Below are 17,352 nucleotides of genomic sequence, written 5' to 3' on the forward strand. Positions count from 1 at the left end.
TAATGTAATTATTGAACTTTCTATTTTCAATCATCCCGAAGAATATATATATTTATAAAATATTCAATTCCTTTTCTTTATAACGGGAAAGCGATTCGTGATCTACATCCAGCTCGGTAATCAAATAACTAATGCTTTCTATCGGACAAACCCTTAATCTTAAAGCAATATCAAGTTTTTCGGAGATACATAACACTGCAGTTCTTTTTGCACAGGCCAACATCGCTTTTTTAAGTTGGTTAATCTCCCAATAGGTATCTGTTAAGCCTTCTTCAGGGTGTATAGCGCTGGTACCCATTAAACATAAATCGGCTTTTATTTCAGATAGTTGTGTAATGACCTGTCCACCATAAGTCACCTGCGAATTTTTCGAAAACAGACCTCCGATTAAAATTACTTCGATATTGTTGTATTTGGCCAGTTCTACTGCCACCAGCGGACTAATGGTACAAAAAGTGGCTGATAATCCTTTTGGAAGTAATTTTACAAACTCCAGAATCGTTGTTCCGCCGCCCGTTAAAACCACCATTCCATCCTTGATCAGCCGAACGGCTTTTTTGCCGATGGCGATTTTACTATCGCGTGCATATACCGTACTATCATCAAAAGAACTGTGATACGATTTGGATAAAGCACCTCCATGCACTTTATAAAGCAGGTTTTCATCAACAAGTTCCTGTAAATCCCTTCTGATGGTGTCTTCCGAGACATTGAGCAACTGCACCAGATCGGAGGTTAATACACGGTTGTGCAAATTAATCTGTCGCATGATGAAGTCATGGCGTTCTTTTTTCAGCATAGTAGATGTTTTGGTTTTAGCGAAAGTATAAAAGTTTTTTAGATTTTTTTACATGTTGCGCGTTTTTGCGTGTTTATGCAATAAAATATGGTTTGATTATAGGAAAAATCTTGTCTATTTGTTTTTTATATCAAAAACATTCATCATATTTACTTAACTAAATTAAAAATGCGTGAATTTGCGTTTTTTGCAAGCCAATAACAAACAATAACTTCAGTAACCAAACTTCTTATTAACTAATTATGATGAAAAAACTACTTTTTAGTTTTATCGGTATTATTATGCTGTCTGCACAGATTTTTGCACAGCAGATTATAACCGGTAAGGTCAGCGCTGCTGACGGGCCCATTCCGGGCGTTTCCATCCGCGTAAAAGGGAGCAGCACCGTTTCACAGACCAATGCTACGGGAAATTATTCTATAAAAGCATCTAAAACCGATGTATTGGTTTTTTCTTACATTGGATATAAAACTGTAGAGCGGGCTGTAGGTGCCAGTACAACCATTAATGTTACGCTTGTCTCCGATGCCAGCAACCTGAACGAGGTGGTAGTTACCGCTTACGGGATTGATCGTGATGCCAAATCGCTGGGTTATTCAACTCCAAAGGTTTCAGGATCAGAAGTAGCAGAGACCCAACGAAACGATTTTTTTGGTGGTTTACAGGGTCGCGTACCGGGTTTATCAATTAACAGTACCAATGGCAATCCTGGTGCTTCTGCGCAGATAGTTTTGCGGGGCTTTGTTTCTATAAGTGGCGATAACAATGCACTGATTGTTGTAGATGGGGTTCCGATCAACAATAGTACATTAAACCAAACAAGAGAACTTGTTTCGGGGGCGGCAAACAGAGATCAGGATTATTCAAACAGGGGTATGGATATCAATCCCAACGATATTGAAAGTTACGTGATCATGAAAGGCCCGGAGGCAACTGCATTATACGGAAGCGCTGGTGCCAGCGGCGCCATTTTAATTACCACAAAAAAAGGTAAAGCAGGGCGTGGAACCATCAATTACAACAATTCTTTCAGGGTAGAACAATTGAATAAATTTCCTGAAATACAGACCAAGTACAATACCGGGGCTTCTAATGGGGTTTATGATGGCGGCTCATCTAACTTTTTCGGTCCCGCATTTTTGCCTAATACACCGCTTTATGACAACATCCACAATTTTTTTGAAACGGGTTTTACGCAAAAACACAATTTATCGTTTGAAGGTGGAACCGATAAATTCTCTTACCGCTGGTCTAATGAGTATACCGATTCAAAAGGAACAATTCCTACAACCAGTTACACCCGGATTTCCTCAAGGGTAACCGCCGTAGGGACCATTTCTCCGATTTTAAAACTCACTACTACCTTCAATTACATCAATTCCAATAATGATAAGGCCAATAAGGGTGCTAATGGTTCGCTGTTGCAGTTGATGCGTTTTAGTTCGGCCTATAATGTTCAGGATTATCAGGATGCCAACGGAAACCGGATTTTACACCTGGCGAGCATTTATTCAGAATTTGATAATCCACTCTGGGACGTAACTAAAAACATAAATAACGATAAAGTTAACCGTTTAATTGCCAATACCAATGTAGAGCTGACCCCTTTGAAATGGTTGCGTATTAATGGTATCATTGGGGCTGATATTGCAAATACGAAAGGATTGTCAGTATATCATGCCCAATCTTACCGCGGTTCGGGTTCCGCTGCCGCTCCCACGGGCGGTACAGTAATGACTTACGGTCAATTGGCGAAAATATTTAACGGATCGTTAACAGCTTCAGCCAAACATAAATTTGGCGATTTTAACAATACCTATGTGATTGGTGCTACATTTAACGATTATAATTCCACTACTGATTCTCAGCGTGGAACGAATATGTACGATCCTAATTTTTACAGTATCAACAACACCCTGCCTTCCACGCAGCGCACATTAACTTATGTAAACCGTTACCGTACTGTGGGTGCTTTTGCTCAGGCTATTTTAGGATATAAAACCTTGCTTTACTTAACTTTATCGGGCAGGGTTGATGGTGCTTCACGGTTAATGCCGAACAATCCATACTTTGCCTATCCATCTGCAAGTTTGGCCTTTAATTTCAGTGATCTCGCTAGTGTAAAAACTGCTCTGCCATGGTTGGATAATGGTAAGTTGAGGGCTTCTTATGCCTTAACCGGTAAAGAACCCTGGAGAGAATATTCCACCGGCACAAACTATGAGGCCAAAAGATTTACCGGTGGCGGTTATGCTTACTCATACTATGGCGGTAACCCAAACTTAAAACCAGAGGTATCAGAAAATTTTGAAATTGGTACGGAAATGCAGTTTCTGAAAAATCGCATCGGATTAGATTTTAACTATTATAACCTGTTGAGTAAAGATCAGATCATTAATCCGCGCTTAAGTTATGGTACGGGGTTCGTTTTAGAAATGATGAATGGTGGTACGGTACGTAACCGGGGTGTTGAAGTGCAATTAACCGGTACTCCGATTAAAGGAAAAGATTTTAATTGGAATACCACTTTAAACTTTACCCGCAACCGTGGTGTGGTATTATCGCTGGCTAATGAACTTCCTGAGCTTTACGAATCTGATACCTGGGTAGTGGGCGACATTAGAAGTGCAGTACATCCGGGTTATAGTACAGGTGCAATCAGTGGTACCAGGTTTGCCCGTAATAATAGGGGTGATATCCTGATCAACCCATCTTCAGGTTTACCATCAGTTACTGATACCCAGTTTTATCCGATTGGCGACAGAAATCCAAAATTCACTTTAGGTTTTGTAAACAGATTTAGTTATAAAGGCTTTAACCTCTCTTTCCTATGGGATTTCAGGCACGGAGGCGATGTGGTTAACGGTACGGAGTATGCTTCTTATATTAAAGGAATCAGTGTTAAAACATTGGATAGGGAAGTGCCGAGGATTATTACCGGCGTACTGAACGATGGTTTGCAGAACACCGCAAATCCAACGGTAAATACCATTGCGGTAACGCCATATTATGCTTCTAACTATTACTCTTTAAATGTTGCACCAGAGATGTTCGTAGAGAAAAATATCAATACGCTCCGTTTAAGGGATGTTACTTTGGCTTACGATTTTCCGCCGTCATTGGTTAAGCGTATCGGATTTATCCAAAGCTTTGGTGCCTTTTTTACGGTAACCGATTCAATTCTGATCACCAACTATTCTGGTGGTGATCCGGAGAGCAATTCCAACTCACCAGGTGTGGGCGGTATCGGAGGTTATGGTATCGATTATGGCAACGTAGGTAAGCCGATTGGTTTTAACGTAGGATTTAGGGTTAAATTATAGTGAATAATATGAAAAGATTATATAAATTGTATATTGCTGCGGCAATATTATTAACGGTTGGGGGATGTAAAAAATACCTTGATATCAATACCAACCCTGCCGTACCGCAAACCAGTAAGGCAGAATTGTTGCTTCCACCGATTTTATTCCAAATGACAAACGGAACGTCGCAGGATTATCGTTTGCTGTGGAAGTTTACCCAGAACATGATCGGTGCCTCCACAGATATTGCATCACTTAACCCCGAAAAACATTCTTTTGTAGCCAATAGTGATAATGGAGGAGTGATCTGGAGGATGACTTATGTAGATCTTGGCTTGAATCTGGAGAATTTGATTAATGACGCAGTGACCAACCAGAAATACGAATATGCGGCAATTGGCTACGCCATTAAAGCCTGGGCTTATCAACAAACCACAGATTTGTATGGGCCGATTATTTTGGATGAGGCTTTTACACCAGGGATGTTAAAATTTCCTTATCACGACCAGCCAGACGTTTACGCGAAAGTCCGTTTCTATTGCGAGCAGTCCTTAAAATACGCTGTGATGAAAAGTCCGTTAAACTATGCAACGCAGTTGGCTAGCGTTACCGGGGATGGGATTTATAAAGGAGATATGGCCAAATGGCGCAAATTCGTTTATGCCATTTATGCATTGCAATATAGCCATTTGATCAACAAACCGGAGTTTAAAACTATGTATGCCGACAGTGTAGTGAAGTATGTCAACTTATCTTTTGCTAACGAGTCTGAATCTGCAACGGTTTACTTCTCGGCCGCTAGCCAGGATGATACCAATCCTTTTGGCCCTACGTTAGGCTATATCAACACTGCCGGAGCAACTGCTACTTATTACGGAAGGATTTCTACTACGATCTTAAATTATCTTGCGGGCGGAGTGAAGGGAACGCCTACGGTAAACCCAACAAGTTCGCTTGACCCGCGTTTAAGCAGAATGTTGCCTGCAAGTACAGCTACCGCTACTTTGGGCAGGTACATTGCCGGAGTACCAACTCAGGGGAGCAGTACATCGGGCCTTCCGATTGTGTTTGGTTCAATCCCGGCAGGCGCTACCATTTATAACGGCAAATATATTTTTGCAGATGCTGCCAGGTATCCAATCATGACTTATTCACAATTGCGGTTTGCGAAGGCGGAAGCATTGTTTTTACAAGGAAAAACCACTGATGCCTATACGGCATATAGAGAGGGTATTGCTGGTCATATGGTTTTTTGCAATACTTATGGCCGTTCTTCCAAAACACCCGATCCGATAATTACCGATGCGGAGATTAATACTTATTTAACTTCCACTGAGGTGGCACAAAGTGCAGCCACCTTAACCATGGCCGATATTATGGGGCAGAAATATATTGCGCAATGGGGCTGGGCCGGTTTAGAGCAGTGGACTGATCTACGGAAATACCATTACGATGCTAATGTTTTTAGGCAATTTTATCAGATTCCTGCGGCAGATCTTTTGCTGGGTGGTAAATATGCCTACCGTTTTAGGCCCCGTTATAACTCCGAATATGTTTGGAATACCGAAGAACTCAGGAAGTGGGGCGGTTTAGAACCTGATTATATGACTAAAGAAACATGGTTCAGCCAGCCATAACGTTTTATTTTAAAATATACCAACATGAAGATATTTTCTAACTTATTCACCGGTCTGTTCATTGCTATGGCTTTGGCGGGTTGTACTAAAAACGTACTCGATTATGGTGATACCGAAAAGTTGACCAGTGACCAGGCATTATTAAAGGTAAATTATGCCTCCTATTATTATAATAACAGGGCGATAGCCATTAAAATTAATGATAAAAGGGTGAGTAGCGTAATTACCGCGCGTACACCATTTCCTGGTGGTGGGTTCAACACGGGGGGCAGTTCAACTGCCGATTTTCTGGCGGTAACGCCTGGAAACTTAAAACTGTCTATCATTCTTCCTAAAAAGAAGGATGACGGTACAGATTCGCTGGTATTGTATAGTACAACTTTTCAAATCGAGGCAGGTAAAAATTATGTTGCCCACATTACAGATACTGCGGCCTTTACCAAAAATGTGTTAACGGAAGAAAGTTTCGTGAGGCCGGATACGGCATATTGTAAATACCGTTTTATTAACCTGATGCCTAATGTCCCTTCCGTAGATCTATATTACGGAACCAGTGCTTCAGATAACACGAAAGATTCGCTGATTGCAGGAAACGTAAATTATTTAAGTATCAGTAATGAGATTAAATTAAGGTCAGCACAATCAAAAACCTGGAAAATCAGACCAGCTGGGGCAGCTGTAACCACAGCAACTGTTTTGGCCAATTATACCAGCGCAAGCACATTCTTAAATCAACGAGTGTATACCATTTTTGCCAGTGGTTACAGTGGTATCACCACTGCCCCACGGAGGCCATACGTATCCTTTTTTCTGATCAGATAATTTTGTCTCTTTTGTTTTAGTTTAAGCCGCCGCTAGTATAGCAGGCGGCTTTTTTAGTAAAATTTAAAAAAATTAAAATAGGCTGAAATACATTTCATTGCGCTTTTGTGCGGTTTTTTGCAATAATATCAAACTAATTACAAAATTAACCGCCTAAGGATTTGCAAATAAGTGAAAAACAATTATGATATTTACTTAAAATTCAGGAATATGCGGTATTATGCGTGTTTGAGAATTAAACTAACAACAAATAGCATTAACTAGGTGTTTATGAAAAAAAAACTACTATCAATCTTTCTTGGTATATTTTTGTTGCTGGCCCATGCCTTTGCGCAACAAATTACCATTACAGGTAAGGTTACATCAGAAGATGGACCCGTGCCGGGCGTTTCTGTAAGAGTTAAAGGCAGTAATACGGTTGCGCAAACAAACGCTGACGGAAGTTACTCCATCAACGCCGCTAGTGGCAGCATACTCGTGTTCTCTTACATTGGCTATATAACTGCCGAAAAAACAGTTGGTACGGCTAAAATCATTAATGTAAGTTTAAAAACTGATGCCCAGGGGTTGGATGAGGTAGTAGTAGTAGGTTATGGAACCCAACGCAAAGGTAATCTTACCGGTGCGGTTTCTACTATTGATGTTAAAAAGACATTAGAAGGCAGGCCGATTGCTGATGTAGGTAGGGCGCTTCAGGGAGCAGCATCCGGCTTAAGTGTTACTGTTCCAAGCGGCGAAATTGGCTCTGATCCCGTGATAAAAATCAGGGGGCAGCTTGCATCTTTCGCTGGCGGTAGTGCTCCTTTGATTTTGTTGGATAATGTAGAAATTCCAAGTATCCAGTTGGTTAACCCAAACGATATCGCTTCCATCACAGTTCTTAAAGATGCTGCTGCGGCTTCAATTTATGGGGCTAAAGCTGCTTTTGGTGTCGTGTTAATTACAACCAAACAAGGATCGGGCACGGATAAGCCATCAATCAACTATTCTAACAACTTTTCATTTCAAAACGTTTGGAAAGATCTAAAGATGGCCGATGTGAATGGTTTGAAATATACCGTTGATGCAGCTGAACGCGTAGGAATAACTACTCCTGTTGGTGCATTTTATTATGTAGACAGAGCAAGCTACGAGAAAGCAGTGGCCTGGAAAGAAAAATATGGCAGCACAATCGGTCCGGATGACCCAACCGTGTTCGGCAGAGATTGGTATGTACAGGGGGCTAACCAGAAAATGGGCGTGAGGACTTATGATCCGTATGATTACATGATTAAAGAATGGGCGCCTACGCAGCAGCATAACCTTTCAGTTGGGGGTACAACCGGAAAAACCTCTTACAACATCGGGCTTGGCCTGCTTGACCAGAGCGGCATGTTAAAGCCAGCAAAAGAAGACCGTTTTACACGCTATAATGCCTCTTTTAAAATTTCAAGTGAGATCAACAAATACCTTACCATCCGTGGAGGTGCATTATACTCGCGAAGAAATAAGCAGTATGCTTATACCACTAGCTCTACAACAGCCGATCCATGGCTTTACCTGTACAGATGGAGTTCATTATATCCGCTTGGAAAAGATGAAAACGGAGATCTGATCCGTAGTCCGCAAAGCGAAGTGGCTTCCGCAAATACGGCTAACATCTTATTGAACTATGCTAATGTAAATTTAGGAACCACGGTTAATATCATGAAAAACTGGAAAGTTGATTTTGATTATACCTTCACCAATCAGAATGAAGATTGGAAAAGACCAGGTACCCGATTTACCGCCAGAAACTCATGGGTTGCACCGAAAGCACGTTTAGATGCAAATGGCGCCCCTGTTTATGTTAACGATCAGGGTCAGGTGGTATCAAGTACTAGTCCGGGAGCCATGGCCGCTTATGATCTCTCATTGGATATGTACACTACGCCTGGCTCAAGTCCAGATCATTTTGCAAGGTCGGCAACCAACTTTTTCAGCCATACCATTAATGCATTTACCACCTATAATCTAAACCTGAAACAAGATCACGATTTTAAATTTATTTTAGGTTTAAACCGTGTTGCCTCTACAGCTGAATCGCAATTTGGGCAGATTACCAATTTAGCTGATATTATTAATCCACAGTTTAAATTTGGTACGGGAGTACAAACTGTTCTTCCTGCTACAGCTGCAATGGGTATTATACCTGGTGGAATTAATATTCCTGGTGCCGATAAAAGATGGGAGGCGCAGTTAGGCTATTTCGGCCGTGTAAACTACGCCTTTAAAAACAAATACCTTATTGAAGGTAACCTGCGTTATGATGGTTCTTCTAAGTTTCCTACCGATTTGCAATGGAGATGGTTTCAATCATTCTCTGCAGGCTGGGTAGCCAGCGAAGAAAGTTTCATGGCTTTTACCAAACCTTTCTTAAATCAGTTAAAATTTAGGGGATCCTGGGGCTCCATCGGTGACCAAACTGTACCGAATGGCTTATATATTTCAACTATGCCTAGTGGACAGTCGACCTGGATCGGAGCAAACGGTGCAAAAGTGAATTATGTTGGTACACCTGCTGCTGTTGCTGCCAATATTCAATGGCAAGATATTGTGACCACCAACTTTGGTGTTGATGCAACAATGCTAAGCAATAAAGTAAATGTTTCTTTTGATGTTTTCAAAAGAAATACGAATAATATGATCGTACCACAGGAAGGCATTCCGCTAACTTTTGGAGCGGGTGCGCCACAGGGTAATTATGGCTCATTGTCAACCAGGGGTTGGGAGTTAACCTTAGATTTTAACCACAGGTTTAAAAATGGTTTAGGTATTAATTTTAGAGGAAATATTTCTGATGCCAAAACTATATTAAATGCTTATGGTTCAGGAACGCAGGTTACGGGCAATTACAACGGTAAAGATATTGGCGAGATTTGGGGATACCGTACCGATCGGTTATATCAGCTCAGTGATTTTGAACTGGATGGTTCCGGCAAACCAATTTTAATAACCCTAACCAATGCCGAAAGTAAATTAAATGCCGGTAAGCAGGCCTATAAATTAAAGCCTGGTCCAAATGGCGAAAAACCCGTTTATCAGCCTTTTTTACAAAATGCAGCAACCTTCCGTTTTGGCCCTGGGGATGTTAAATTTATTGACGTTAATGGTGATGGAGAAATCAGCAATGGTGATGGTACGCTGGCAAATCACGGCGATTTAGAGGTAATTGGCAATGCCAACCCAAGGTATGAATACGGATTTAGACTAGGTGCCGATTTTAAAGGAGTTGATATCAGTGCATTTTTCCAGGGGGTAGGAAGCCGTAAAATCTGGGGTGCCGGTTTTTTAGCTATCCCTGGATTTAACTCTGCTGATGGTGCGATGCCAGAAGCCATTGCAAGCAACTACTGGACGCCGCAAACGCCTGACGCTTTTTATCCGGCTGCTTATAATAATGCGGCAAGTGGAACCACTAACAACATGCAGATTCAGGACAGGTATTTGCTAAACATGGCTTATATCAGATTGAAAAATTTAACCGTTGGTTATACTTTTCCGCAAATGATGACTAAAAAAGTAGGTATAAGTTCATTAAGGGTATATACTGCCTTAGAGAATTTCTTTACCTGGGATCATTTGGGCGATTTACCGATAGATCCTGAAAGTGTTAGTGGTTATTCGATCTGGGATCAGTCAAATTATAATGGTGGCCGTACAGGAACAGGGATCCCGGCCTTTAAAAGTGTCTCATTTGGTGTTCAGTTGAATTTTTAAAAATTATGAAGATGAAATATTTTAAATACATATACGGATTGCCAATACTGGCTAGCTTACTGTTTGTGTCTTGTAAGAAAGATGTCCTTGACCGCCCACCTTTAACCGATTATGTTGACGGGCAATTTTGGCGAGGTGAGGACGATATCCGCATGTATGCCAATGCTTATTACACGAACTATTTTAACGGATATAATTCGGGCTTCGGAGTGGATTATACACCGGTAAGGGGTTACAATTTCTCTGATGATTTAACGGGAAAAAATGCCCAAACCAGCTTTGAAAGCAGTGTGCCAACCTCAAGGGGTTCTACATCGGAAACAGCTGATTGGTTAGGTACTTATGCAGGCCCAACATGGGATTTCGCCTGGGTTAGAAAATCAAATATCATGTTAGCCCGTTTAAACGACGTGGCCAAACCAAAAATCACAACTGAAGCCTATAACCATTGGACAGCTGTTGCCCGGTTTTTTAGGGGTTTTGAATATAGCCGTTTGGTAAGTGTTTTTGGTGATGTTCCTTATTTTGATAAAGAGGTTTTGGATACCGATCTGCCAACTCTGTACAAAGACCGAGACGCAAGAGGTGTGGTAATGGATAAGGTATATGATGATTTTAAGTATGTTATGGCTAATATGCGTGATAATGACGGTGCGCAATTCCTGAATAAATATATTGCCGCGGCATTTATTTCAAGGTTTATGTTGTTCGAAGGTACCTATGAGCATTACCACGGCTTAGATGCAGCCAGGGCAAAAAAATACCTGGAATTTGCCGTAGAAGCAGGCGATTACGTGATCAATAGTAATAAATATAGTTTCACCCGCGATTTTAAATCCTTGTTTTCAAGCGATAATTTAGCCGGACATCCGGAAGTATTGCTTTATAGAACATATGATGCTGCACTAGCCGTTACACATAGCATAGGTTCTTACCAAAATGGAACCGAGATTGTTGGTGTTGATGCGAATTTGGTGTTGGTTAAATCGTTTCTTCTTAATGATGGTAAAGTATGGCAAAACTCTTCGGTTGCAGGAGCGAATTCTTTTACCATTGCCGATCTTGTAAAAACAAGAGATCCACGTTTTGAAGCTTCATTTTACGATAAAGCACTGGTGCCTTCAGCAACTTTGCTTTATGGGTTTAAATTTGCTTCGAGAGAGGCATTAACCTATATAGGCAAAACTTATCCTGCTGCCTGGGGCAGTAACACCAATACCAGCGATGCGCCGGTAATGCGTTTGGCTGAAGTAGTACTAAACTGGATAGAAGCAAAAGCTGTACTGGCCCAATATTATTCAGGCGCAGCCATTACACAATCTGATCTGAATAAATCAATAAATGCCATTAGGAGCCGTCCGTTGGATGCAGCCGCTGCTGCAAAGGGGGTGTTAAAAACAGCACCATTAATGTTAGGTTCGCTTCCGGTTGATCCGGCGAAAGATGCTGATGTTCCTGATCTGATCTGGGAAATCCGTAGAGAACGCCGTATGGAGTTTGTATTTGAACATACCCGTTTATTGGATTTGAAGCGTTGGAAAAAGCTGAATAACATGGATTTCAGTAGAAATCCTGATTATTATTTAGGCCCGTGGGTAAACGTACAGGTTGAGGCACCTAGTTATTTAACCACCGCTAATGCAACCGCACGCAATGTTAAGGTTAAAAAAGCTGATGGTACTGTAGTTACTTATGATGGTACCAATGCAGCAGCCATGGTAGGTTACTGGATGGTTACCAATGCATCAAATAGAAATGCATTTACAGATAGAGCTTACCTGGCACCTGTGGGTCAGGCGCAAATTATTCAATATCAGGAAAAAGGCTATAAACTTACGCAAACGGCAGGTTGGTAATGTTTTAGATTATTTTTAATTATTTAGAAAGCCTCTTCAAATTAATTTTTGGGGAGGCTTTTTTATAATCTTTTAATCCTATTTCGTTTGTAACCAAACCACTTTACCATCCATCGTGCTGACGAGGACGTTTTTACCATCAATCACATTCACGGTGTTTACCATTGAGTTATCTATTTTATGTGCCCAAACTGTGCTTTGCTGTTTAGGATCTATAGCGTAAACCACACCGTTTTTTGTGCCGAAAAATACTTTTCCTTCTTTTTCGATCAACATAGAAGGGACATGTTCATACCCAAATCCGGCATTATAACGCCATAAAATTCCTGGATCCTGTGCTTGCGCTTTATATCCCACAATTTCATCCTGCATGGTTTTTCCGTAAATAACAGTGCTATCTGCCGATTGGCCAATTGATTCGCGGACTGTAGCTTCCTTGTTGCGCCAAAGCGTACTGCCGTTTTTCGCATCAATAGCGGTTAAGTACCGGTCTGGAGCAGCAATATACACAATACCCTGATAGGCCACAGGTGTTACCATTGCCGGCGAGAACATCCGGTTAGCCTGGCCATTGTTCCATTTCCAAAGTAAATTTCCGGTTTTGATATCGAGCGCATAAAGATGTCTGCCCCACGATCCAAAGATAATTTTACCCTGGTAAATCAGTGGTTTGCCAACTATGGTACCCTCAACTTCATTAAAAGTCCATATTTCTTTTCCAGTTTTAACATCCAGTGCCCTGAAAGTATTGTCGCTGCCGCCAATATACACCTGCTGTCCGTTAATCACTGGCGACCCCAATACCGAATTCGCTGTTTCTTTATGCCAGATTTCCTTTCCTGTTTTGGCATTCAGCGCATAAATGTTTCCATCCCCCGAACCTAAAATAACTGTTCCATTAACGGCTACCGGAGAAGAGTAGATGGCTCCTTTAGTTTTAAAGGTCCATACTTTTTTGCCTGTATTTTTATTTAAGGCTTCCACCAAACCTAAGCTGTTTCCGAAAATGATATTTTTGGAAGCAAATGCAGGAGTATTTACCACATTGGCATTAGAGTGGTAAGACCAGATTTCTTTCGTAGCCGGATATTGACGATTAACCGCAAAATTAGGCCTTTCGTATTGTCTCTGATCTGGTACAAAGGTTTTTAAAGCGATTTTGCGCCAAACCGGAAGAATTTGCTGTGCCGGTTTTTTGACCTGAAAAAATACGTTATCTTTTGTCATGCTTACAATGTTGTATCCGCCAATACTATCTTTTGCCCTTAAATTGGAACGGCCCATAGTGGCATCAATGCCTTCAAAATTGTAAGGGTGGTTGTTGTGTCCATGGCCACATATGGCGTATTGGATGTTATATTTCTTTAACCGGTTTGTTGCTTCGTACCAATTGTCCAAACTGTTATCCAGTGGGTAATGGTTGGCAAAAACAATAGGCATATTTTTAGGGGTGGCTTTAAGAACGCTATCTAACCAAACGGTTGCGTCTCTTGGGATATGCCCGTCACTCATCCGCACATAAGGTCCGGAGGCGCAGGCAATAAAGCGATAACCATTATGGTCAAACATAAACTTATCATTACCGAATTCTTTGATGAAATTTACTCCTCCAGATTCTGACCAGCCTGTATCGTGATTTCCAGGGATAACATAATAGGGCTTGTTTAGCTTGGATAGGATATTTTTAGCTAGTTTAAGTTCATTATTGGTGCCCATTTCGGTTATATCGCCGGTAATAATCACAAAATCTATATCGTTTAAATTGTTTATATCTGCAACGGTTTTTGTCAGGTCTTCTTCACCTGTCGATGAGCCAACATGTGTATCAGTTACAAAAGCATATTTGAAATTTTGGGCTTTTACCGCGAGCGACAGAAGAACAGCAAAAAGTAAAAGAATGGAATGTTTCATTTTTTTTAGCTAATCGTTTCCATAAAAATCGATATTTTTTGGGTTAAAACCGGCCTGTAATGCCAATATTACATGTTAATAAAGGTGTTGCTGGAAGTTGAAAAACGGTTTTCTTATTTTCAGAATGATTTCAATAAAAAAGACGACCATTGGTCGCCTTTTTTTACTTGCTCTGTTGTAAAAACTACAAAATCTTAAACCCTAAACTCAATTGAAAAAGGTTTGGTTTTTGGCTGTATTTTTCGCTTTTGCTGATGTTCGATAAACCAGCTTCATAACGTAAATCAACCGATATGTTGCCTACATCTACACCTGCTCCAGCTTGTAAACCCAATGCCTGGTTTTTGTAATTGTCAAAATCTGTTGCTTGCTGATAAGCGGAACTAAAGGATGAATTTTCATCCAAAACAAATGAAATAACCGGGCCGGCCATTAAGCGGAAGTTTAAATTTTTAGCACCAAATTTGGTTCCCAATAAAACAGGGATATCCAAAGTGGTAAATTTTACTTTTCCTTCTGCAGATACCTCATTACCATTATCCTGTTTAATGCTGATAAATTTATTGCCTTTGCTGCCAATGTAAGCCTCGGGTTGCACAAACAAACTGGCGCCGCCAATACGTGCCCATGCACCGATCTGGTAACCTAAGCGGTTTTCTTCACTTGCAAAATCTGCATTTAACTTAGCCAAATTTACACCTGCCTTAACCCCCAGGTTAAAAGTTTGTGCTTTTGATGTTGCCCAACCCAGGGTTAGGAAAACAATAGAGAAAATGATTTTTTTCATGTTGTTTAATTTGTTTTTTTAGTGATAATACCAAAACAGCGCGTAGAAAATGCGATGTGTGTATGTTGTTCTCATGGTTTCTTTGCAATGCTCCTTGCGGTTTTCTGTTTCGGGATCTGGTTTTATAATGCGCATTTAACACAATTATCGTGCAAATTTTTTTTGCGAATAGCTAACTTTTTTTATTCCGTCACATAAAAAGGTATCAACCTGAACAAATATTTTTTACTTTTGCATCAAATAAAATATGCCATGGCTAATTTTCAACTTACTTCCGAAACCGCATTTAAGGTAAAAACCAAATTTTTAAGGAAATACCGCGATCTGGCGAACGAGCCTTTAGAATTTACGCCTGGCAAAGAAGATCAATTGGTTGAAGATTTAATGCGTTTGGTAAAACGCGACCGTACCTATATCGAATTTACCATCCAAAAAGCACTTGCCGATACTAAAGGAAACAGGCTTTAAGGTAGCACGTTTCATTTTTATTTCAATTTTCTTTTGGCAATTTATACCTAAGCTGCTCGATGCATTTTGTCCCTGTTGCACAACGTAATACTTTTACAATAGTATTCCAGCTTTGATTAGTTGCGCTTACAGAAACACCATTAAATATCCCGACCGGCGTTGATGCCGGTGTTTAAATCGCTTATTGCGTAACGCTCAATTTACGCATTTCGCTCTGCGAGCCGTTTTTTATATTTATCGCTTTTTGTACATTTACATGGTATATAATCACTAAATAATCTTTCAAACAGGCGATAATTTATTGATCTGCACCATTGAAATTAAAATAAAAAGGGGAATGAAGAAATTAAAGTATGGGCTTTTGGCAGCGGGTTTTGGGGTGGCTGTTTTATCTTTTTCGTTTAAAGAAGATTTATTCCTGGTATCTAAAAACCTCGATATTTTTGCATCGCTCTATAAAGAAATCAACATCAATTATGTTGATGATACCAATGCCCCTCAATTGATGAAAACCGGTATTGATGCGATGTTAGATAGTCTGGACCCTTATACCGAGTATGTTCCTGAATCTGAAATTGAAGATTATAAATTAAAATATGTGAGCACGCAGTACGGTGGCATTGGTGCGAGTACTGTTTTTATTGATGGGAAGCTCTTTATTAACGATATCAGTGAAGGTTACCCGGCCAATAAAAGCGAGATTAAAGCGGGCGATCAGGTAGTGAGCATTAACGGAATTGCGGTAAAGGGGAAAAATCGTCAGGAAATTAGTCAGTTGCTGCGTGGCCCCAAAGGAACAGCGGTAGATTTGCTGCTGATTAGAGAGGGTAAAGAAATGACCAAAAAGCTCGTCCGCGAAGAAATAAAACAGCCTAATGTTTCTTATTCAGGGATGGTAGGCGATGGAATTGGTTATATCAAACTTGATAAATTTCTGGAAAACTCCGGACAGGAGGTTAAGGATGCTTTGCTGGCCATCCAAAAGGAAAATCCAAAAGGAGTTGTGTTAGATTTAAGAAACAATGGTGGAGGTATTTTGCAGGAAGCCGTTAAAATTGTGAACCTTTTTGTGAATAAAGATCAGCTTATTGTAACCCAAAAAGGCAAAAATGCAGAGAAAACCATTGCCTATAAAACACTTTCAACTCCGGTTTCTACATCAGTTCCATTGGTGGTGCTTGTAAACGGGAATTCGGCTTCAGCATCAGAAATCGTGGCGGGTGCTCTGCAGGATTTAGATCGTGCCATTGTAATTGGTCAGCGGAGTTACGGTAAAGGCCTGGTTCAGCAAACTTTTAACCTGCCTTATAACAGCCTGGTTAAAGTAACCGTTGCCAAATATTATACGCCTTCAGGCAGGTGCATCCAGAAACTGGATTATGCACATAAAAATGCCGACGGAGTAGCCGAGCGTTTTGCTGATTCTACCATGGTGATGTACCCGACCAAAGCTGGCCGGAATGTATATAGTGGCAACGGCGTTTATCCTGATATTGTGGTGGATGCGGCCAAGTTAAGTCCGATTACCATTTCGATGATCAATAAGAGCCTTTTCTTTAACTATGCCAATCAATACAGGAAAGAAAAACCAACATTAGCTTCGGCTAAAACCTTTCAGTTGTCGGATGCAGATTACGCCACCTTCTCCGGTAGCCTTGCAGATAAAGACCTGTCCTACCAAAGCCGTACCGAACGGTTACTTTCCGATCTGCGTGAAGAGGCAGAAAAGGAAAATAAATCTGCAGAAGTAAAAACTGACCTCGAAAACCTTAAATATAAACTGACTTCTTCTAAAAAAAGCGACTTGGTTAGCCATAAAGCAGAAATTAAAAGGGTTTTGGAAACACAGATCGTGAGCCGCTATTTTTATGAAAAAGGAAGGATTGAGCAAAGCTTTCAATACGATAAAGAACTGGCTGCTGCTAAAAATCTTTTTGCCAACCAGGCGCAGATGCTGGCCATTTTAAAAGGCGACGGAAATTATAAGGTGATTGGGAAACCAACTAAAGCCACTGCATCAATAGACTAA

The 17,352-nt window shown here is 40.7% G+C and carries 10 protein-coding genes; 7 read left to right on the plus strand and 3 right to left on the minus strand.

Annotation, left to right across the window (positions count from 1 at the left end; translation table 11 throughout):
- Positions 1-52 precede the first annotated feature (52 nt).
- Positions 53-799 (minus strand): DeoR/GlpR family DNA-binding transcription regulator, encoded by a 747-nt coding sequence (locus ACK1I8_RS19135; protein ID WP_412466878.1) that lies wholly within the window; start codon positions 797-799, stop codon positions 53-55.
- Positions 800-1,041: 242 nt separating this feature from the next.
- Here ACK1I8_RS19135 and ACK1I8_RS19140 point away from each other — a divergent pair, with 242 nt between their 5' ends.
- The 5 genes from ACK1I8_RS19140 to ACK1I8_RS19160 all read left to right on the plus strand — a co-directional run bounded on the left by ACK1I8_RS19140 (position 1,042) and on the right by ACK1I8_RS19160 (position 12,157).
- Positions 1,042-4,122 (plus strand): SusC/RagA family TonB-linked outer membrane protein, encoded by a 3,081-nt coding sequence (locus ACK1I8_RS19140; RefSeq protein ID WP_412466879.1) that lies wholly within the window; start codon positions 1,042-1,044, stop codon positions 4,120-4,122.
- 8 nt (positions 4,123-4,130) lie between these two features.
- Entirely contained in the window at positions 4,131-5,741 is a 1,611-nt protein-coding gene (locus ACK1I8_RS19145; RefSeq protein WP_412466880.1) for a SusD/RagB family nutrient-binding outer membrane lipoprotein, read from the plus strand.
- 24 nt (positions 5,742-5,765) lie between these two features.
- On the plus strand, positions 5,766-6,563 hold the full coding sequence (locus ACK1I8_RS19150; RefSeq protein ID WP_412466881.1) for a DUF4397 domain-containing protein: 798 nt from the start codon (positions 5,766-5,768) through the stop codon (positions 6,561-6,563).
- Positions 6,564-6,833: 270 nt separating this feature from the next.
- On the plus strand, positions 6,834-10,301 hold the full coding sequence (locus ACK1I8_RS19155) for a SusC/RagA family TonB-linked outer membrane protein (RefSeq protein WP_412466882.1): 3,468 nt from the start codon (positions 6,834-6,836) through the stop codon (positions 10,299-10,301).
- Positions 10,302-10,312: 11 nt separating this feature from the next.
- Positions 10,313-12,157 (plus strand): RagB/SusD family nutrient uptake outer membrane protein, encoded by a 1,845-nt coding sequence (locus ACK1I8_RS19160; RefSeq protein WP_412466883.1) that lies wholly within the window; start codon positions 10,313-10,315, stop codon positions 12,155-12,157.
- Between the two features lie 78 nt (positions 12,158-12,235).
- Here ACK1I8_RS19160 and ACK1I8_RS19165 read toward each other — a convergent pair whose 3' ends face one another.
- A complete protein-coding gene (locus ACK1I8_RS19165; RefSeq protein WP_412466884.1) occupies positions 12,236-14,068 on the minus strand; it encodes a PQQ-binding-like beta-propeller repeat protein in 1,833 nt (610 codons plus the stop codon).
- A 184-nt stretch (positions 14,069-14,252) separates the two neighbouring features.
- On the minus strand, positions 14,253-14,855 hold the full coding sequence (locus tag ACK1I8_RS19170) for a porin family protein (protein ID WP_412466885.1): 603 nt from the start codon (positions 14,853-14,855) through the stop codon (positions 14,253-14,255).
- Between the two features lie 252 nt (positions 14,856-15,107).
- On the opposite strand from ACK1I8_RS19170, the gene ACK1I8_RS19175 reads away from it, so the two are divergent.
- Positions 15,108-15,323, plus strand: a complete 216-nt coding sequence (locus tag ACK1I8_RS19175) for a hypothetical protein (RefSeq protein ID WP_010599278.1) — start codon at positions 15,108-15,110, stop codon at positions 15,321-15,323.
- Positions 15,324-15,660: 337 nt separating this feature from the next.
- Positions 15,661-17,352, plus strand: coding sequence for a S41 family peptidase (locus ACK1I8_RS19180; protein ID WP_412466886.1), 1,692 nt, complete (start codon positions 15,661-15,663; stop codon positions 17,350-17,352).

It is taken from the genome of Pedobacter sp. KLB.chiD, from assembly GCF_047040275.1.
Taxonomy (GTDB): domain Bacteria; phylum Bacteroidota; class Bacteroidia; order Sphingobacteriales; family Sphingobacteriaceae; genus Pedobacter.

Bases quoted from the DNA above. Each gene is read 5' to 3' on its own strand.
- ACK1I8_RS19135 (WP_412466878.1), bottom strand. From the start codon at position 799: ATGCTGAAAAAAGAACGCCATGACTTCATCATGCGACAGATTAATTTG.
- ACK1I8_RS19145 (WP_412466880.1), top strand. From the start codon at position 4,131: ATGAAAAGATTATATAAATTGTATATTGCTGCGGCAATATTATTAACG.
- ACK1I8_RS19140 (WP_412466879.1), top strand. From the start codon at position 1,042: ATGATGAAAAAACTACTTTTTAGTTTTATCGGTATTATTATGCTGTCT.
- ACK1I8_RS19165 (WP_412466884.1), bottom strand. From the start codon at position 14,068: ATGAAACATTCCATTCTTTTACTTTTTGCTGTTCTTCTGTCGCTCGCG.
- ACK1I8_RS19180 (WP_412466886.1), top strand. From the start codon at position 15,661: ATGAAGAAATTAAAGTATGGGCTTTTGGCAGCGGGTTTTGGGGTGGCT.
- ACK1I8_RS19155 (WP_412466882.1), top strand. From the start codon at position 6,834: ATGAAAAAAAAACTACTATCAATCTTTCTTGGTATATTTTTGTTGCTG.
- ACK1I8_RS19160 (WP_412466883.1), top strand. From the start codon at position 10,313: ATGAAATATTTTAAATACATATACGGATTGCCAATACTGGCTAGCTTA.
- ACK1I8_RS19150 (WP_412466881.1), top strand. From the start codon at position 5,766: ATGAAGATATTTTCTAACTTATTCACCGGTCTGTTCATTGCTATGGCT.
- ACK1I8_RS19175 (WP_010599278.1), top strand. From the start codon at position 15,108: ATGGCTAATTTTCAACTTACTTCCGAAACCGCATTTAAGGTAAAAACC.
- ACK1I8_RS19170 (WP_412466885.1), bottom strand. From the start codon at position 14,855: ATGAAAAAAATCATTTTCTCTATTGTTTTCCTAACCCTGGGTTGGGCA.